The sequence below is a fragment of the Pseudomonas sp. p50(2008) genome (assembly GCF_015351605.1).
Classification (GTDB): domain Bacteria; phylum Pseudomonadota; class Gammaproteobacteria; order Pseudomonadales; family Pseudomonadaceae; genus Aquipseudomonas.
This window is the reverse complement of sequence record NZ_JACMYF010000002.1, coordinates 693633-711816: the sequence shown is the minus strand read 5'-3', so window position 1 is coordinate 711816 and position 18184 is coordinate 693633. Positions and strand designations below refer to the sequence as shown.

Here is an 18184-nt window from a genome sequence, read left to right as displayed (position 1 = left end):
GATCGCAGCCTCGTTTCTCTCGACAGCTCAGGATTTTTGTCAAAGCCAGCCCCCCAGGCCCACCACCATCCCCTGTAGTAGCTGCCGCAGGCTGCGATCTTTAAGGGCTCTAGGGCAGACGCAAAATCACCTGCACGCCGCCCTCGGTATTCCCGACCGTCAAACCACCACCATGCAGCTTCACCACCTCCTCGACAAAATTGAGCCCTAACCCCGTACTTTTACGTCCGCTGTCCGGACGCGGCAGCGAGTAAAAACGCTCGTTCAATCGCGGCAACGCATAGTCGGGAATGGGGTCAGCCTGGTTGAACAACCTGAACTCAATCTGCCCCCCAATGCGCTCGGCACTGAATCGCAGCACGCCCTGAACCGGTGTGAAATCCAGCGCGTTCTCCAGCAAATTCCCCAGCGCCTGACGCAACAAAAAAGGCTCACCGTGCAGTTCAAGTTCCGGGGCAATTCGCTGTTCGACGCGCAACTGTTTGCCCTCGATCCGCGCCGCCTGCGCATTCAACAGCTCATCCACCAAACCCGCCAACGGCACCGCTACCCGCTCTTCCAGCCCTTGCCGTTGTTCCACCTGCGCCAGGTTCAACAAGCGCTCGATCAACTGCTGCATCCGTACGCTTTCGCTGTCGATGTTGCCGACGAACCGCTGCCGCTGCGCTAACGGCATCTCGCCTTGCAGCAGCTCCGCCGCGCCCCGAATCGCCGCCAGCGGGCTCTTCAGTTCATGGGTCAGCGTATGGACATACCGCTCCACGTAAGCCTTGCCTTCGAGCTGCGTGCGCATCTGTTCCACCGCTGTCGCCAGTTGCTCCAGCTCGCCACCGCGATAGTGCGGCACCTCGACTCGCCGGCCTTCACTGACGGCCTGCGCGTACACCGTCAAACGACGTAGCGCCGCGCTCAGCCACCACGACAACAGCGCGCCGAACAACAGGCCGAGGCCGATCAAACCGGCGCCGTAGATCAGCAGCCGTCGTTCGGTGCGATCAACATACGGTTGCAGCGAGCTGTTGGGCTTGGCGACGGTGACCACGCCGATGATCTGGCCGTTGTCGCGGATCGGCGCGCCCACGTGCATCACCGACGAGCTGGCATCCTGCGGATCGCTGCGAGTAGAACGCGCGCCGTACTCGCCGCGCAGGGTCAGGTAGACGTCGTTCCAGCGTGAGTAATCCTGGCCCACCGCCAGCCCGCTGGAGTCCAGCACCACAATGCCGTTGGCGTCGGTGACATAGATCCGGTGGTTAACCTGATTTTTCGGCAATCCCCAAATACTCGCCTTCGGTTGCCGCTCGCCATAAGCCTTGAGCAGTTGTGGCCAGCGGTTCTGATTGAGGGTGCCGGCCTTGAAGTCATCACGCAGAATTTCGGCCATGAGGTTGGCCGTATCGACCAGGGTTTCTTCGGTGGATTGGCGCACACCGGGGCGGATCTCTTCCATGACGGTGCTGAGTACGAAGTAACCGGTCAGCCCGATAAACAGTACAAAGACCAGGAAAATCCGTATCCCCAGCCGCATCAGCTGCGCCCCGGACTGTAGCTGTAACCGAGGCCACGATGTGTCTGGATCGGCTCGGCATCAGCCTTCACCAGCCGCAATTTGGCGCGCACGCTCTTGATATGGCTGTCGATGCTGCGCTCGTAACCGGCATCGGCCGCGACACCCAGCGCATCCAGCAACTGCTCACGACTGAATACGCGCTCGGGCTGATCCAGCAGACAGTGCAGCAGACGAAATTCGTGGCGAGTCAGGCTAAGCGGTTGCTCGCGATAGCTGATCTGCACGCGCTCGCTGTCGACGTGAAACAAGGCCGATGTCGCCTCGGGCACCGCTCGCGGCACCATGCGTTTGAGAATCGCCCGGACCCGCGCTGCCACTTCACGGGGGCTGAATGGTTTGACGACGTAATCGTCAGCACCGATCTCAAGGCCTACCACCCGATCGATCTCCCCATCCCGGGCGCTGAGGAACATCACCGGCACGTCGCTGAAGCGCCGCAGTTGCTTGCAGGTTTCAAAGCCGCTGATGTCGGGCAGCCCGATGTCGAGAATGATCAGATCGGCCGGCGTCAGGCGCTGATGCTCAAGCGCCGCCGCGCCGAGGCTCACCCAAGAGGTGGTAAAGCCCTCGCCCTGCAAGGCGAAAATCAGGGTGTCGGCAATCGCCGCTTCGTCTTCGACAATCAGGATATGAGGCATGGCATCCGGGCGCGGCTAAGGAATGGTCGAACGGTGAACCAAGGTGGGTTGGGCGTCAATCGGCAGTGAACCTAACAGTTCTGATAGTAGGCAGGGGTCGGTAAAGGGTTGATGCTGAGACACCCGCTATTGGGATCTTTTATGGAGATCAGCGATGTCCGCGCACACTCGAAAAACAATGCTGCTGGCGACCGATCAACAGCAGTCGGTGTTGAACACTCTGGACGAGAACGGGCCTCGTTCCATCGCCTATACGCCCTACGGGCATCGTTCACCGGAGAATGGCTTGCTAAGCCTGCTGGGGTTCAACGGCGAACCTCCGGACGCGCTGACCGGGCATTACCATTTGGGGAATGGTTATCGGCAGTTCAACCCAGTGTTGATGCGGTTCAACAGTCCGGACAGTTGGAGTCCGTTTGGGGACGGTGGGTTGAATGCGTATGCGTATTGCGGGGGGGAGCCAGTCAACCGAAATGACCGAACCGGGCATATGTTTAAACCCTTAATAAAACTAACGGCCTCTGCCACCGAGGTAGCGTCTCCCGGAAAAAACCTTTTGAAGATTCCGGAGGTTGCTGCACCTCCAACGGCAGATATCAAAACAATTATTGCCGGTAGCTCCGATCTTCCCGGGACCGGATCTATCACACCAACGACGCAAGTAAAAAATCCACGCACCCTCCCGAGTACTACAGATGTCCAGTTTCGCAGGGCCCTTGAACTAGCAGTCAACAAAGGACAACCCATTACACCTGACAACAATGGTGTCACGCTGCCTGTACCCGACCCGGTACCGGCGGGGAGACCAGTACGTACGCGAAATAAGTTTGTGATACGAGGTGATAGTGATTTCTTAAAACTAAAAATCGACGCCTCGAAACTTCCCGAACCCACCATTCAGAACAAGCAGGTCCGAAACCCATGATGATCTCCCATGCGTTGCAACTGATGACCGGCATCAGTCAGTTTGCCGTCATGGACGGCAATGAGCGTCAACCTCACAGTTATGCCAGGAGGCAGGCGCTGATACAGGATTGATGCTTGGACACCCAATATCAGAATCTTTTAAAGGAGATCAGCAATGCCTCTGCCCACTCGAAAAACAATGCTGCTGGCGACCGATCAACAGCAGTCGGTGTTGAACACCCTGGATGGGAACGGACGTCGGTCTATCGCCTATACGCCCTATGGTCATCGTTCACGGGAAAATGGCTTGCTCAGCCTGCTGGGGTTCAACGGCGAACCGCCGGACGCGCTGACCGGGCATTATCATTTGGGCAATGGATATCGGCAGTTCAACCCGGTATTGATGCGGTTCAACAGCCCGGACAGTTGGAGTCCGTTTGGGGACGGTGGGTTGAATGCGTATGCGTATTGCGGGGGGGATCCTCGCAATCGAACTGATCCTACCGGGCATATCTTGGGAATTGGTACAGCTCTCGCGAAGTACGGTCTTGGATGGAAAGCAATGAGACCTAAGATCTCGCCGACGTCGAAAAAAGTCGTTATGAGCCATATTAGCTCCGCGAAAAGCGGACCGCCTCCCTCAACTCCAGCCAAGAGCGCTGATATCGACATCAACGCATTCACACAACGAGAAATCGATGCTGAAGCCGCCGCACTTAAGAAGTTTGGCCTAGCAAACAAAAGAAATATGCCAGCGCCATCCGCAACGCAAGGCGCTTCCCATCAACCGAGAAGCAACCTGATGAATCGCAGGACAAAATCACTGGGACAGATCCCGGACTCACTCGATGACATGGAGGCTTTCTATGCATCGAAACGAAACGATCCGGTCAGTGACTTTGTTATTTCCCAATTCACCACAGATCTAACCGGTACTCACGCGAAACTTTATTGGGCAATGAATTCCGAATTGAAAACGCCCCCCAATGCGCAAGTCCAAAGAACCATCAGAACCGGAGGACGAAAATAATCACCCGATCAACAATCCGGCTTATCCGCCGTAAACCGCCGAGCCGGATTCACCGCTGCCCCAAACTCACGCAGCGCCTTCGCCCCGATCAGCAACGGATAGTTGAAGCTGCTGCGATCCGTCAGATTGACCTCGACCGTACGCTTGACGTTACCCAGACACAGCTCCAGATCAACCACTGGCCGCTTGGTCGGCGCGGTCGCTTCATCGTCATCCGCGTCCTCTTCCGAGCGGGTCTTGATCTTGCTGATCCGCGCGATCTTGTGTTCGTAAACCTTGTTACTGGCGTCCTTGGTGGCGAGACGGAAACGCACCCACTCATCGCCATCACGGGTAAACATTTCGATGTCCTTGGCCGACAGCGACGCGGTCAGGGCGCCCGTGTCCATCTTGGCCTTGAGCACTTCGCCACCGATTTCCGGCAGCGCAATGTATTCGTAACGACCGTACAGCGTCGGCTCGGCGGCCAGAACCGGCAGGGCCACGAGGGAAAGCAGTGCAAGAAGGGATTTCACGTAATGGGCTTCCTTGGAAAGGTGGGCAGCGGGATTTTAGACAGTCTGTGAGTTATTCGTTCGCCCGTGAGGCCGCATCGCTGGCACATTCAACACAACACTTGAGCAAAGCATACCCAGCCAAAAGTGAAACATTCGTCGTCACCGATTTGGCCTGTCGCCCGAAGCTGCTTATCATGGCGCGCCCAAATGATTCCAAGAGTTACTTATGCGCCGCCTGCTCACCGGCTGTTTCGTCACCCTGCTGCTGTTGCTCAACACCCTCGTCCTGATCGGACCGCTGATGGTGTTCGCCTTGTTAAAACTTGTCCTGCCTGGCCGCTTTCGCGATGTCGCCTCCTGGGCGGTGATGTGGATCGCAGAGACCTGGGCCGAAATCGACAAGCTGATCTTCCGCCTGTGCATCCCCACCCAATGGGACATTCGTGGTGGCGACGATCTGCGGGGCGATACCTCCTACCTGGTGGTCAGCAACCATCAATCCTGGGTCGACATTCCGGCCTTGATCCAGACGCTGAACCGACGCACGCCGTTCTTCAAATTCTTCCTCAAGAAAGAACTGATCTGGGTACCGTTTCTGGGGCTGGCGTGGTGGGCTCTCGATTACCCGTTCATGAAACGCTACACCAAGGCCTTTCTGGCCAAACATCCCGAGCTTGCGGGCAAGGATCTGAAGATCACCAAAGCCGCGTGCGAGCTGTTCAAGCGCCAGCCGGTTACGGTGGTCAACTACCTGGAAGGCACACGATTTACGCCGGCGAAAAGCCGTCAGCAGCAATCGCCGTTCACGCACCTGCTCAAACCCAAGGCGGGTGGCGTGGCATTTGTGCTGGCCGCCATGGGTGAACAACTGGACGCCATCCTCGATGTGACCGTCGTGTATCCGCAGGAAAAGATTCCGGGGTTCTGGGATTTGATCAGCGGCAACGTGCCAAGGGTCATCATCGACATCAAGACCCGCGAACTCGACCCTGCCCTGTGGCAAGGCGATTACGAAAACGATCCGGTGTTTCGCGTACAAATCCAGAACTGGGTCAACCAGCTCTGGATCGAAAAAGATCAGCGTATCGACGCATTGCGCGCCGAACGCCGTTGAATCAAGTGCCGGTGCCGGCGCCCCAGATTCCGCCCAGGCTTTGCAGCAGCGAACCGCCAACGCCCTGCTGACCGAGGTACTGCAGGATCACCGGGGCAAACTGGCCGATCATGCCGCCGTCCATGCCCAACGCGCTGAACGCATTGTTCAGGTCATTGGTGTCCTTCACATTGCCGAGGGCGTTTTCCAGACCCGCCGATTTGCCCGACGAACCAAGTAACCCGGCGAGCGCGCCCAACTGTCCACCACCGGACAACTTGTCGATTCCCGGCACGCTTTTGGCCAACTCGGAATAATCAGTCGAGCTTAATTGATTTTTCGCCAACCCCAACATCGCGCTGGTACCGCCCACGGCCTGTTGCGGCGTCACGTTCAACTGGCTAAGCGCACCCAACAGGTCCGCCGTTTCCGGAGTCGGTGCTGCCGCTGTCGCTGCGTTATCACCCTTCATGCCTGAAATGGCATTGGCCGCATCGTTCAGGCTGAACTGAGCAAAGACCGGGCTGGCCGCCAGACTCATCAGCGAAGCCAGTGCAAAACCGCGTGAAATCTTCATCCAGACATCCTCTTGCGTCATGAAAAACCGCCCACTCAGGAACGGAAAAAACTGCCGATTGGACCGGGCATCAGCGGGCATGTTCCTCGGCCATGTATCCATTTTCACGCAGCGTACGTATAGGAAGTGTGAAACCCCGGATGCTATGCGATGAATGGCAAGTTTTGATGCTGCGACGAAGGCCCCGGGAGACCTGAAAGCGCGTCGACCCTAACAGTTCTGCTAGTACCCAATACCAGTGGATTAGGTCACTGTTTATCCCTGATCGATGCCCACTCCAGGGAGCCAACGCCCATGCAGACCCACAGTAAAACGCCGCTTTGCAGCTATCACTACGACGCTCTCGATCGGCTGGTCGACTGCAAACTGTCTGGACAGGAAAGCGCCCGGCGCTTTTATCAGAAGGATCGCTTGGCCACAGAGATCAATAGCACCGTCCAACACTCGATCATGCAGCACGACGATCACCTGCTGGCGCAACAGCAGCGCCAGACTGACGCCATGGAAACGCGTCTGCTCGCCACCGACCAACAGCGATCTGTATTGAGCGCACTCAATGCGACCACTCCTCGGCCAGTAACCTACACACCCTACGGCCACCGCCCATTATCGAGCGGCTTGCTTAGCTTGCTTAGCTTGCTCGGCTTCAACGGCGAACGGCCTGATCCGGTGACCGGGCATTATTTGCTAGGGAATGGCTATCGGGCGTTTAACCCGGTGTTGATGCGGTTCAATAGCCCGGACAGCTTAAGTCCTTTTGGGAAGGGGGGGCTGAACGCGTATAGCTATTGCGAGGGTAATCCGGTGAGTCGACGAGACCCAAATGGGCACTGGTCTATTTCAGGAGCATTTAACTGGCTATGGGGCGCATTTACGCGCCTTACACAATCGCGCGCCCCCACGAATATAGCCGCCGTAAACAGACCGGCTGGAAGCAGTTCTTCTATCGGTACCGTCGCATCGCGGACCGGCACCATAGATCAACGCTCTCGCTTATCGGATATAAGTATCATAGCCCACCGAAATCAAACACCGGACGTGCCTCAGCTTCGCAGCCGGTCGCAGTCGGCGATCCCAGAGCCTCCCGTTCCGGCATATCCAAATCTGGGACCTGAGGATTGGTTAGATCTTGAAAGTGTTTTCCAGATTGCACCGTACGAGGCAACACAAGAAGAGTTGACGATGGTATTAAACCAAACTTGGAATAATAGACAAAGGCGATCGAGCCCGCTCGATTCAATAGTGTTTTTGAATCAGTTCGTCCGCGATTGAGACAAAGAATCTTTGCATCAGTCCACTTCAGGGGGTCAGCCACCATGCAGACTTACAGTAAAACGCTGCTTTGCCGCTACCACTATGACCCTCTGGACCGACTGGTCGATTGCACATTGTCTGGGCAGGAAAACCTCCGGCGCTTTTATCAAAATAATCGCCTGGCCACCGAGATCAATGACACGTTAAAGCGCTCAATCATGCAGCATGAAGACCAGCTGCTGGCGCAACAACAGCGCAAAACTCACTCCGTAGAAACCAGCCTGATGGCCACCGATCAACAGCGCTCGGTGCTGAACGTACTCGACACATCCGCTACCCGATCAATCGCTTACACACCCTACGGTCACCGCCCCTTAGCCAGCGGCCTACTCAGCCTTCTTGGTTTCAACGGAGAACGGCCGGATCCGGTGACCGGGCACTATTTACTGGGGAACGGGCATCGGGCGTTTAACCCGGTGTTGATGCGGTTTAACAGCCCGGACAGTTGGAGTCCTTTTGGGAAGGGAGGGCTGAACGCGTACGCATATTGTGTGGGGGATCCAGTTAATCGTCGAGATCCAAGAGGGCATAGCTGGACATTAGTCAGATCAAACTTGAACAAAATAGCGAATATGAGCAAACCGGCCCAACCCAGTAATATCATCCATGTACCACGGACTGGGTACTTGAAAAACATCCACCGAATAGGTGAAGGCGCTATCAGCTTCGAGGATATGTACAAGGGAAAAAAACGCCTTAACTTCTTAGCCCACGGCAACAAACCATCGCCCAACAGAAGTTCTGGATTAAAAGTAAATGGCAAATTATGGAGCGCCGAGTATTTTTATTCAGCAGCCAAAGCACAAGGAATAGACTTCGAACAGTTTGATAATGTAAGAGTTATCGCATGCTATTCAGGAAGTGGCGGCATCCATTCATTCGCAGCAAATCTCAGCACTCTCACGAAAAAGCAGACAAAAGGATATGTAGGCACGATACAAACAAAGGTAAACACGTTTAATCCAGTAGATCAGATAGAAGACTATTATAAAAAATTCAAATCCGACGCAGACGAATTTTATAACGAAGATTATCCCGACATAAGTTTAACCATTCATAAGCACAACCCCTATGACCCAATAATTGAAGCGAGCGATTACTTCAGGTACAACTTTCTATCCATCAGATTTCAGAATTAAAAAGGGCGACATCAAGTCGCCCTTTTGTTTCGTTAAAAACCTCTTACGCCGCACTAAACAACTTATGCGGATCAATCACAAACTTCTTCGGCACGCCCGCATCAAACTCGCCATACCCTCGCGGCGCGTCATCCAGGCTGATCACTTCCACACCCACGATGTCCGCGATATGAATGCGGTCCCACATGATCGCCTGCATCAATTGACGGTTGTACTTCATCACTGGCGTCTGCCCAGTGTGGAAGCTGTGGGATTTGGCCCAGCCCAAACCGAAGCGGATGCTCAGGCTGCCCATTTTCGCGGCAGCGTCCACGGCACCTGGATCCTCTGTCACGTACAGCCCAGGGATACCGATTTTGCCCGCAACACGCACCACGCCCATCAACGAGTTGAGCACAGTCGCAGGCGCTTCGTGCTTCACGCCATCATGACCATGACCGCGTGCTTCGAAGCCCACGGCGTCGACGGCGCAATCCACTTCCGGCTCACCCAGCAGTGCGGCGATCTGTTCGTGCAGCGGGGTGTCCAGGGACAGGTCAGCGATTTCGAAACCCTGAGCCTTGGCGTGCGCCAGGCGGACGGTGTTGACGTCACCGATGATCACCACGGCAGCGCCCAATAGGCGAGCAGAGGCGGCAGCCGCCAGACCGACCGGGCCGGCACCTGCGATGTACACAGTGCTGCCTGGACCAACGCCGGCAGTCACTGCACCGTGATAACCGGTGGGCAGGATGTCGGAGAGGCAGGTCAGGTCGCGGATTTTTTCCATCGCGCGATCGCGGTCCGGCAGTTTCAGCAGGTTGAAGTCAGCGTACGGCACCATCGCGTATTCAGCCTGGCCGCCAGTCCAGTCGCCCATGTCGACATAGCCATAAGCGCCACCAGGACGCGCCGGGTTAACGCTCAAGCAAACGCCGGTGTGCATCTCTTTGCAGGAACGGCAGCGCCCGCACGCGACGTTGAACGGCACCGAGACCAGGTCACCGATTTGCAGGTTTTCGACGTCGCTGCCCTTCTCGATCACTTCACCGGTGATTTCGTGGCCCAGGACCAGGCCGGTCTGGGCGGTGGTGCGACCGCGCACCATGTGCTGATCGGAACCACAGATGTTGGTGGACACCACGCGCAGGATGACGGCGTGATTAATCTTCCTGCCGCGCGGGTCCTGCATTTTTGGATAGTCGATTTTCTGTATTTCGACTTTGCCATTGCCGAGATACACCACACCACGATTGCCAGACATGCTTTCACCTCGCTGTTGTTTTTATGTAGCGATCGCGTCGCCATCAATGGGCGGCGCGTTGTTTGCTCTGGGTGTTGCCTGTAAGCCTTGTGTTGTCTGTTATGCCGCCATCGCTGGCAAGCCAGCTCCCACAGTGGATGGGGTGAGCACAGGATTTGTAAACGACACAAAACCTGTGGGAGCTGGCTTGCCAGCGATAGCCATCTAAAGAACGACCGTGCGATTGGCGTTCAAAAACACCCTTCGCTCAATGTGATACCCAACAGCCCGCGCCAACGTCAGCCCCTCGATATCCCGCCCCTTGGCGATCAAATCTTCCGGGTAATGGCTATGGTCTACCGCCTCCACGCCCTGGGCGATGATCGGGCCCTCATCCAGGTCGTTGTTGATGTAATGCGCCGTCGCGCCCACCAGTTTCACACCCTTGTTGTACGCCTGGTGATAAGGCTTGGCGCCCTTGAAACCCGGCAGCAGGGAGTGATGGATATTGATCGCCTTGCCGTCGAGTTTGCGGCACAGCTCGGGCGAAAGGACCTGCATGTAGCGGGCGAGAATCACCAGTTCGGCGCCGGACTCTTCGATGACCTGCCAGACCTGACGTTCCTGGGACGGCTTGTCGTTCGGGTCCAGCGGGAAGTGGTAATACGGAATCTGATGCCAGTCGGCCAACGGCTTGAGGTCCGGGTGGTTGGAGACCACGGCGGCCACGTCCATCGACAACTGGCCGATGCGCTGGCGGTAAAGCAAATCGTTGAGGCAGTGATCGGCCTTGGAGACCATGATCACCACTTTCGGCCGGTAGTTCGGCGCGGTCAGTTCGAAGATCATGCCGAAGGCTGCACCGCGTTCTTGCAGACCAGCGCGGAACGACTGCTCGTCGAAGCCGTCGGGCTGGCGAAATTCGACGCGGATGAAAAACCGCCCGGAGAGGCGGTCATCGAAGGAATGGTGCTCGGTGACGTAGCAGCCCTGCTCGAACAGAAAGCGGGTCACCGCATCCACAGTGCCGAGGACGCTTGGGCAGTCGGCGGTCAGAATCCATGTGTCTGGTGCGCGGCTCATAGTGCGGTGACTCCTGCTGCAAATTAGGTGTTCACACAAAACCTGTGGCGAGGGGATTTATCCCCGTTGGGCTGCGAAGCAGCCCCAAAAAAGTCGATTCAAACAAATCGGGATAACGAGTGGTGAGGTTTAAGGGCTGCTTCGCAGCCCAACGGGGATAAATCCCCTCGCCACAACAGCCCCTCGTCCTTAAGAGAGTGAATCAAGCCTGAACACTCAGCCCATACTCAGCGGCAGCATCCTGCAACCACAACCACCAGTAATCCGAGAAACTGCGGCGAATCAGCAGTTCCCAGGTGTCTTCAGCGGTATGGCGAATCACCAGCTGTGATTTGGCAAACACGGTACCCACCGCCTTACCCACCGGAAAGCTGTTCGGGTGCACGTCATAACTGGTGGATTTCATCAGCACCTGACGCACATTCGGGCCGCTCAGTTCGAGGATCTGCTGGCCGCCACTGACGTTGACAATCTGAATGTGCAAATCGCCCAACGCTTCGCGGAGTTTTTGTTCGGCAGCGAATTCTTCACCGGTTGGCACGATCAGCAGCCATTCATCCGGCCCCATCCATTGCAGGCTGGTTTCGCCTTTGACGATCACGCTGAGGGCGCCTGGCAGTTCAATGCCGAGGGCCGTGTGCACGCCGGCAGAGAATGCCGCATCGTGTCCATCACCACGAATGGTCAGATGGCCAAGCAGTTTTTTCTCACGCACGATCACACCGGCGTTTTTGCGCCCTTTGCCCACCAGGCTGGCGAGGTCGGCATGGTGCAGCGACGACTCGGCCTTGGCCCCGGTGGTTGGACGTTGTTGGTAAACATTGGCTGCGGTCATAAAGCACCTTTCCTGAATTCAATTTCCTGTGGGAGCGTGGCTTGCCCGCGATGGGAGCAACTCGGTCTGCCTGTGACACCGCGTTATCGTTCATCGCGGGCAAGCCCGCTCCCACAGGGGACTGTGGTGTCAAACGTTCTGGCGCTCACCCTTCGGATCGAAGAACACCGAAGAAACGATTTCCGCCTCGATCACGCTGCCGTCAGCCAGCGGTGCGAACACCCGCTCACCCATCCGGCTCAGCCCGCCTTTCACCACACCCATGGCAAACGAATAGCCCAGGGAGTTGTGCGCATAGCTGGAAGTCACGTGGCCGACCATGCTCATCGGAATCGCTTGTTTGGTGTTGAACACCAGTTGCGCACCTTCCGGCAGCCATTTGTTCGGATCGATCGGCTTGAGGCCCACCAACTGCTTACGCTGATCCCGCACACAGTCTTCACGGTTCATACCGCGCCAGCCGATCCACGAGAACGGTTTGGTGCGACCCACACACCAGCCCATGTTCAGGTCGTCCGGGGTCATCGAGCCGTCAGTGTCCTGACCGACGATGATGAAGCCCTTCTCGGCCCGCAGTACGTGCATGGTTTCGGTGCCGTACGGTGTCAGGTTGTACTGCTTGCCCGCCTCGACAATTTTTTCCAGCACGCCCATCGCATAGTCGGCCTGAACGTTGACTTCGTACGACAGCTCACCGGTAAACGAAATCCGGAAAACCCGCGCCGGCACGCCACCCACCAAGCCTTCTTTCCAGGTCATGAACGGGAACGCTTCGTTGCTCAAGTCGATGTCGGTGACGTGACTGAGCAGCTTGCGGCTGTTCGGCCCGGACAAGGTCATGGTCGCCCAGTGATCGGTGACCGACGTGAAGTACACCTTCAGGTCTGGCCATTCGGTCTGCTGATAGATCTCCAGCCACTGCAACACGCGTGCAGCGCCGCCGGTGGTGGTGGTCATCACGAAATGGTTGTCGGCGAGGCAAGCGGTTACGCCGTCGTCGAACACCATGCCGTCTTCTTTGCACATCAGGCCGTAACGCGCCTTGCCCACGTCGAGCTTGGTCCAGACGTTGGTGTAGATACGGTTGAGAAACTCACGCGCATCCGGGCCCTGGATGTCGATTTTGCCCAGGGTCGAGGCGTCCAGCAGGCCGACACTGTCGCGCACGGCTTTGCATTCGCGCTTCACGGCGGCGTGCAGGTCTTCACCGTTTTTCGGGAAGTACCACGGACGTTTCCACTGACCGACGTCTTCGAACTCGGCGCCATTTTTCACGTGCCAGTGATGCAGCGCGGTGAAGCGCACAGGTTCGAAAATGTGCCCGCAGTGACGACCCGCCACGGCACCGAAGGTCACCGGTGTGTAGTTGGGACGGAACATCGTGGTGCCCATCTGCGGGATGGTCACGTTTAGCGAACGGGCGGCAATGGCCAGACCGTTAACGTTGCCCAGCTTGCCCTGGTCCGTACCGAAGCCCAGCGCGGTGTAGCGTTTGACGTGCTCGACCGACTCGAAACCTTCGCGGGTCGCCAGTTCGATGCCGCCAGCGGTGACATCGTTCTGGAAGTCGACGAATTGCTTCGGCGCTCGTGCAGAGTTCTTTTCATGAGGCACCTGGAACAGCGCCAGGGTCGGCTCTTCGAGACGGCTGAGGGCTTTCGGTAACGAGCCTTCGACCGCACCGAAGCCGGCTTCGCTGGCTGCGCGTGCGCCACCTTCGAACCCATCTGCCAAGGAATCGCCGAGACCGTAAACGCCGTTGATTCCGCCGACGCACACACGTTTCTGCGGTGCTTCGCCCGGTACAAAACCGAGGATATCTTCACGCCAGGTCGGCTTGCCGCCCAGGTGCGAAGCCAGGTGAACCACCGGGCTGTAACCGCCGGAACTAACGACCAGGTCGCAATCAAGCCACTCACCCGGGCTGGTCACTGCGTGTGCTTTGACATCAATCGCCGCCACGCGAGCAGCGGTCACGCGCTTGGTGCCACGGGCTTCGATCACGGCGCTGCCGGTCAGGATGCGAATGCCTTTTGCGCGTGCTTCCTCAACCAGTGCACCGCGAGGATTGCTGCGAGCATCGGCGATGGCCACGACTTGCAGGCTGGCATCGAGCCAATCCAGCGCCACGCGGTAGGCGTGATCGTTGTTGGTCGACAGCACGAGTTTTTTGCCCGGTGCCACGCCGTAACGACGCACGTAAGTCGACACAGCGCCGGCGAGCATGTTGCCCGGCACGTCGTTGTTGCCGTAAACCAGCGGACGCTCGTGAGCGCCGGTCGCCAGGACCACGCGCTTGGCGCGAACACGGTGGATACGCTGACGCACCTGGCCAATCGGTGCGCGGTCACCAAGGTGATCGGTCAGGCGCTCGTGAATGGTCAGGAAGTTATGGTCGTGGTAACCGTTGACCGTAGCACGGGGCAACAGCAGCACGTCCGGGGTGTTTTTCAATTCGTTGATGACGCTGGCAACCCATTCCACGGCCGGTTTGCCGTCGAGGCTTTCGCGGGAGTCGAGCAGGCTGCCGCCGAACTCTTCCTGTTCATCGGCGAGGATCACGCGGGCGCCGCTACGGGCCGCCGCCAATGCTGCGGCAAGGCCTGCGGGGCCACCGCCGACGATCAGCACGTCGCAGTGCTGGTTCATGTAGTCGTAGGTGTCCGGATCGTTCTCGGTCGGCGAGCGGCCAAGGCCGGCAGCCTTACGAATGTACTTCTCGTACGTCATCCAGAACGATTGCGGGTACATAAAGGTTTTGTAGTAGAAGCCCGGTGGCATCAGCTTGCCGCCAACCTTGCCGAGAATCCCCATCATGTCGTTGTTCACGCTCGGCCAGCCGTTGGTGCTGGTGGCGACCAAACCTTGGTACAGCGCTTGTTGCGTGGCACGCACGTTCGGGATCTGCGTGGCTTCGGTGGCACCGATCTGCAGCACCGCGTTCGGCTCTTCGGCACCGGCAGCGAAGATGCCCCGTGGACGGGAATACTTGAAGCTGCGGCCGATGATGTCGACGCCGTTGGCGATCAGGGCGGCAGCCAGGGAATCGCCTTCAAAGCCTTTGTAGGTCTGGCCGTTGAAGGTGAAGCTCAGCACTTTGTTGCGGTCGATCCGTCCGCCGTTGGACAGGCGATTGATCTGGCTCATACCTTCTCTCCCAGAGCCGTCGTGGCCGCTTTCGGGCTATCGGTCTTGTCGGTGAATTGTGGCTTGGTGCCGATCTTGTAGGTCTCAAGAATCTCGTAGGTCACGGTGTCGCGGGTCGCGTTGAAGTACTGGCGGCAACCGGCGGCGTGAATCCACAGTTCGTGGTGCAGACCGCGAGGGTTATCGCGGAAGAACATGTAGTCGCCCCACTCCTCGTCGGTGCAGGTCGTCGGGTCCAGTGGACGCGGGATGTGCGCCTGGCCGGATGCGTGGAATTCCTCTTCGGAGCGCAGCTCGCCGCAGTGAGGACAGAAGATATGCAACATGGGTATTTCTCCTGTTAGTGGGCAACCGCAGCAGCGCCGTGTTCATCGATCAACGCACCGTTGTGGAAACGGTCGATGGAGAAAGGTGCGGCCAATGGGTGCATTTCACCCTTGGCCAGGCTCGCGGCAAATACGTTGCCCGAGCCAGGTGTAGCCTTGAAGCCGCCGGTGCCCCAACCGCAGTTGAAGAACATGTTCGGGACCGGGGTTTTCGAGATGATCGGGCAGGCATCCGGCGTGGTGTCGACGATGCCGCCCCACTGCCGGTTCATGCGTACGCGCGACAGCACCGGGAACATCTCGACGATGGCCTGGATGGTGTGCTCGATCACCGGGTACGAACCGCGCTGGCCGTAGCCGTTGTAGCCGTCGATACCGGCGCCGATCACCAGGTCGCCCTTGTCGGACTGGCTGATGTAACCGTGCACGGCATTGGACATGATCACGCTGTCGATAATCGGCTTGATCGGCTCGGACACCAGCGCTTGCAGCGGGTGGGATTCGATCGGCAGGCGGAAACCGGCGAGCTTGGCCATGTGCCCGGAGTTACCGGCAGTGACCACACCAACGCGCTTGGCGCCGATGAAGCCCTTGTTGGTTTCAACGCCGATGCACACACCGTTTTCCTTGCGGAAACCGATCACTTCGGTCTGCTGGATCAGGTCCACGCCCAAGGCGTCAGCGGCACGGGCAAAACCCCAGGCCACGGCATCGTGACGGGCCACGCCGCCGCGACGCTGAACGGTCGCGCCCATCACCGGGTAGCGGGTGTTCTTCGAGCAGTCGAGGTACGGAATCTCGTCGGCCACTTGCTTGGCATCGAGCAGTTCACCGTCGACGCCGTTGAGGCGGTTGGCGCTGACCCGACGTTCGGAATCACGGATGTCCTGCAGGGTGTGGCACAGGTTGTAGACGCCGCGCTGGGAGAACATCACGTTGTAGTTCAGGTCCTGGGACAGGCCTTCCCACAGTTTCATCGCGTGTTCGTACAGGTGCGCCGACTCGTCCCACAGGTAGTTGGATCGAACGATGGTGGTGTTGCGCGCGGTGTTACCGCCGCCCAGCCAGCCTTTCTCGACTACGGCCACGTTGGTGATGCCGTGCTCTTTGGCCAGGTAGTAAGCGGTCGCCAGACCGTGGCCGCCACCGCCGACGATGACCACGTCATAGACCTTTTTCGGGGTCGGCGTGCGCCACATCTTCTGCCAGTTTTCGTGATGGCTGAGGGAGTGTTTGAAGAGGCCGAAGCCTGAGTACCGTTGCATAGTCATTTACTCCAAAACCGCACTCAGCGATAAACCGGGAAGTCCGCGCACAGAGCCGAAACCTGCTGGGCAACATTGGCCTCGACATCGGCGTCGCCGAGGTTGTCGAGGATGTCGCAGATCCAGCCGGCCAACTCGACACACTGCGTCACCTTGAAGCCGCGCGTGGTCACCGCCGGGGTGCCGATGCGCAGGCCGGAGGTCACGAATGGGGACTGTGGATCATTCGGCACGGCGTTCTTGTTCACAGTGATGTGGGCGCGACCGAGGGCTGCATCCGCCTCTTTGCCGGTGAGGCCCTGACGGATCAGGCTGACCAGGAACAGGTGGTTATCGGTGCCGCCGGACACTACATCGTAGCCGCGTTTGATAAATACGCCGGCCATGGCCTGGGCATTGTCGATGACTTGTTGCTGGTAGGCCTTGAAGCCCGGCTCCAGCGCTTCCTTGAAGCACACCGCTTTACCGGCGATCACGTGCATCAGCGGGCCGCCCTGACCGCCGGGGAACACGGCAGCGTTGAATTTCTTTTCCAGCTCTTCGTTGGCCTTGGCCAGGATCAGACCGCCACGTGGACCGCGCAGGGTTTTGTGGGTGGTGGTGGTGACCACATCGGCGTACGGCAGCGGGTTCGGGTACAGGCCAGCGGCGACCAGACCGGCCACGTGAGCCATGTCGACGAACAAGTACGCGCCGACCTTGTCAGCGATCTGACGGAAGCGCGGGAAGTCCAGGGTCTTCGAATAAGCCGAGAACCCGGCGATGATCATTTTTGGCTTGTGCTCGACCGCCAGGCGCTCGACTTCGTCGTAGTCGATCAGGCCGGTGGTGGTGTCGATGCCGTACTGCACTGCGTTGTAGAGCTTGCCGGAGAAGCTGACTTTGGCGCCGTGGGTCAAGTGACCGCCGTGGGCCAGGCTCATGCCCAGCACGGTGTCGCCTGCATTCAGCAACGCGAGGTAAACAGCAGCGTTGGCCTGGCTGCCGGAGTGCGGTTGCACGTTGGCATAGTCGGCGCCGAACAGCTGCTTGGCGCGCTCGATGGCCAGGGCTTCAACCTTGTCCACGTGCTCGCAGCCACCGTAGTAGCGCTTGCCCGGATACCCTTCGGCGTATTTGTTGGTGAGGCCACTGCCTTGCGCTTCCATGACGCGTTTGCTGGTGTAGTTCTCTGACGCGATCAGCTCGATGTGATCTTCCTGACGTTGCTCTTCGGCATTCATCGCCGCCAGCAGTGCATCGTCGTAACCCTGGATCTGGTCTTGCTTGCTGAACATCGCGTCTCTCCCAGCGGCGGTGGTGCGCCATTCGTCTCGGTGAGGCACTTACCTTTCGGCAGTGCCCTTTGAATGCGATGGTATGACCGGCGCAGACAGGCCAAATGCCTACGGACGCCACGCAAAGGTGCGTTTACGACATGGCGGGAAATGACCTGAAGCGGGCAGCTCGACGTGGCGAGGGGATTTATCCCCGTTCGGCTGCGAAGCAGTCGCAAAGTCAGTCAACGACGGGGATAGGGGGGAAATACCAAGGGACCGCTAC

The 18184-nt window shown here is 58.2% G+C and carries 14 protein-coding genes and 2 pseudogenes; 5 read left to right on the top strand and 11 right to left on the bottom strand.

The genetic code is table 11. The features are described from left to right. Nucleotides 1–109 precede the first annotated feature (109 nt). Both creC and creB read right to left on the bottom strand, forming a co-directional pair. On the bottom strand, nucleotides 110–1528 hold the full coding sequence (gene creC, locus H7698_RS08295; protein WP_194691093.1) for a two-component system sensor histidine kinase CreC: 1419 nt from the start codon (nucleotides 1526–1528) through the stop codon (nucleotides 110–112). Then, entirely contained in the window at nucleotides 1528–2208 is a 681-nt protein-coding gene (gene creB, locus H7698_RS08290) for a two-component system response regulator CreB (protein ID WP_194691092.1), read from the bottom strand. Before creB ends, creC begins: the two co-directional genes overlap by 1 nt. Nucleotides 2209–2380: 172 nt before the next feature. Between creB and H7698_RS08285 the strand changes: the two are divergent. After that, a pseudogene (locus H7698_RS08285) lies at nucleotides 2381–2701 on the top strand (RHS repeat-associated core domain-containing protein); the annotation flags it as partial. Between the two features lie 615 nt (nucleotides 2702–3316). Beyond that, nucleotides 3317–4144: pseudogene (locus tag H7698_RS31325) on the top strand (RHS repeat-associated core domain-containing protein); the annotation flags it as partial. Between the two features lie 8 nt (nucleotides 4145–4152). On the opposite strand, the gene rloA2 reads toward H7698_RS31325, so the two are convergent. Continuing rightward, nucleotides 4153–4659, bottom strand: coding sequence for a retropepsin-like aspartic peptidase RloA2 (gene rloA2, locus H7698_RS08275; protein WP_162436209.1), 507 nt, complete (start codon nucleotides 4657–4659; stop codon nucleotides 4153–4155). A gap of 208 nt (nucleotides 4660–4867) precedes the next feature. Here rloA2 and H7698_RS08270 point away from each other — a divergent pair, with 208 nt between their 5' ends. Next, entirely contained in the window at nucleotides 4868–5755 is an 888-nt protein-coding gene (locus H7698_RS08270) for an acyltransferase (RefSeq protein WP_194691091.1), read from the top strand. A gap of 1 nt (nucleotide 5756) precedes the next feature. On the opposite strand, the gene H7698_RS08265 is transcribed toward H7698_RS08270, so the two are convergent. Then, a complete protein-coding gene (locus tag H7698_RS08265; protein ID WP_194691090.1) occupies nucleotides 5757–6311 on the bottom strand; it encodes a DUF2780 domain-containing protein in 555 nt (184 codons plus the stop codon). 294 nt (nucleotides 6312–6605) lie between these two features. On the opposite strand from H7698_RS08265, the gene H7698_RS08260 reads away from it, so the two are divergent. Continuing rightward, nucleotides 6606–7583 carry an RHS repeat-associated core domain-containing protein gene (locus tag H7698_RS08260; RefSeq protein ID WP_194691089.1) on the top strand — a complete coding sequence of 326 codons (978 nt, stop codon included), beginning with the start codon at nucleotides 6606–6608 and terminating at the stop codon, nucleotides 7581–7583. 44 nt (nucleotides 7584–7627) lie between these two features. Then, on the top strand, nucleotides 7628–8764 hold the full coding sequence (locus H7698_RS08255) for an RHS repeat-associated core domain-containing protein (RefSeq protein WP_194691088.1): 1137 nt from the start codon (nucleotides 7628–7630) through the stop codon (nucleotides 8762–8764). Between the two features lie 43 nt (nucleotides 8765–8807). Here H7698_RS08255 and fdhA read toward each other — a convergent pair whose 3' ends face one another. The 7 genes from fdhA to glyA all read right to left on the bottom strand — a co-directional run bounded on the left by fdhA (nucleotide 8808) and on the right by glyA (nucleotide 17919). Continuing rightward, nucleotides 8808–10007, bottom strand: coding sequence for a formaldehyde dehydrogenase, glutathione-independent (gene fdhA, locus H7698_RS08250; RefSeq protein ID WP_007947729.1), 1200 nt, complete (start codon nucleotides 10005–10007; stop codon nucleotides 8808–8810). A 204-nt stretch (nucleotides 10008–10211) separates the two neighbouring features. Continuing rightward, nucleotides 10212–11069 carry a formyltetrahydrofolate deformylase gene (purU, locus tag H7698_RS08245; protein WP_194691087.1) on the bottom strand — a complete coding sequence of 286 codons (858 nt, stop codon included), beginning with the start codon at nucleotides 11067–11069 and terminating at the stop codon, nucleotides 10212–10214. A gap of 202 nt (nucleotides 11070–11271) precedes the next feature. Next, nucleotides 11272–11904, bottom strand: a complete 633-nt coding sequence (locus tag H7698_RS08240) for a sarcosine oxidase subunit gamma (RefSeq protein WP_194691086.1) — start codon at nucleotides 11902–11904, stop codon at nucleotides 11272–11274. 129 nt (nucleotides 11905–12033) lie between these two features. Beyond that, nucleotides 12034–15051: a sarcosine oxidase subunit alpha gene (locus H7698_RS08235; RefSeq protein ID WP_194691085.1), complete on the bottom strand. Its 3018-nt coding sequence runs from the start codon at nucleotides 15049–15051 to the stop codon at nucleotides 12034–12036. Next, nucleotides 15048–15377, bottom strand: a complete 330-nt coding sequence (locus H7698_RS08230) for a sarcosine oxidase subunit delta (RefSeq protein ID WP_162436200.1) — start codon at nucleotides 15375–15377, stop codon at nucleotides 15048–15050. The genes H7698_RS08235 and H7698_RS08230 overlap by 4 nt, the downstream gene beginning before the upstream one ends. A gap of 14 nt (nucleotides 15378–15391) precedes the next feature. Then, complete coding sequence (locus tag H7698_RS08225) at nucleotides 15392–16642, bottom strand: sarcosine oxidase subunit beta (RefSeq protein WP_007947735.1); 1251 nt, start codon at nucleotides 16640–16642, stop codon at nucleotides 15392–15394. A gap of 23 nt (nucleotides 16643–16665) precedes the next feature. Then, nucleotides 16666–17919 (bottom strand): serine hydroxymethyltransferase, encoded by a 1254-nt coding sequence (gene glyA, locus H7698_RS08220; protein ID WP_162436199.1) that lies wholly within the window; start codon nucleotides 17917–17919, stop codon nucleotides 16666–16668. Nucleotides 17920–18184 lie beyond the last annotated feature (265 nt).

Coding starts and splice junctions, on each gene's coding strand:
- creC (WP_194691093.1), bottom strand. CDS start 1,528: ATGCGGCTGGGGATACGGATTTTCCTGGTCTTTGTACTGTTTATCGGG.
- creB (WP_194691092.1), bottom strand. CDS start 2,208: ATGCCTCATATCCTGATTGTCGAAGACGAAGCGGCGATTGCCGACACC.
- H7698_RS08270 (WP_194691091.1), top strand. CDS start 4,868: ATGCGCCGCCTGCTCACCGGCTGTTTCGTCACCCTGCTGCTGTTGCTC.
- H7698_RS08265 (WP_194691090.1), bottom strand. CDS start 6,311: ATGAAGATTTCACGCGGTTTTGCACTGGCTTCGCTGATGAGTCTGGCG.
- H7698_RS08260 (WP_194691089.1), top strand. CDS start 6,606: ATGCAGACCCACAGTAAAACGCCGCTTTGCAGCTATCACTACGACGCT.
- H7698_RS08255 (WP_194691088.1), top strand. CDS start 7,628: ATGCAGACTTACAGTAAAACGCTGCTTTGCCGCTACCACTATGACCCT.
- fdhA (WP_007947729.1), bottom strand. CDS start 10,007: ATGTCTGGCAATCGTGGTGTGGTGTATCTCGGCAATGGCAAAGTCGAA.
- purU (WP_194691087.1), bottom strand. CDS start 11,069: ATGAGCCGCGCACCAGACACATGGATTCTGACCGCCGACTGCCCAAGC.
- H7698_RS08240 (WP_194691086.1), bottom strand. CDS start 11,904: ATGACCGCAGCCAATGTTTACCAACAACGTCCAACCACCGGGGCCAAG.
- H7698_RS08235 (WP_194691085.1), bottom strand. CDS start 15,051: ATGAGCCAGATCAATCGCCTGTCCAACGGCGGACGGATCGACCGCAAC.
- H7698_RS08230 (WP_162436200.1), bottom strand. CDS start 15,377: ATGTTGCATATCTTCTGTCCTCACTGCGGCGAGCTGCGCTCCGAAGAG.
- H7698_RS08225 (WP_007947735.1), bottom strand. CDS start 16,642: ATGCAACGGTACTCAGGCTTCGGCCTCTTCAAACACTCCCTCAGCCAT.
- glyA (WP_162436199.1), bottom strand. CDS start 17,919: ATGTTCAGCAAGCAAGACCAGATCCAGGGTTACGACGATGCACTGCTG.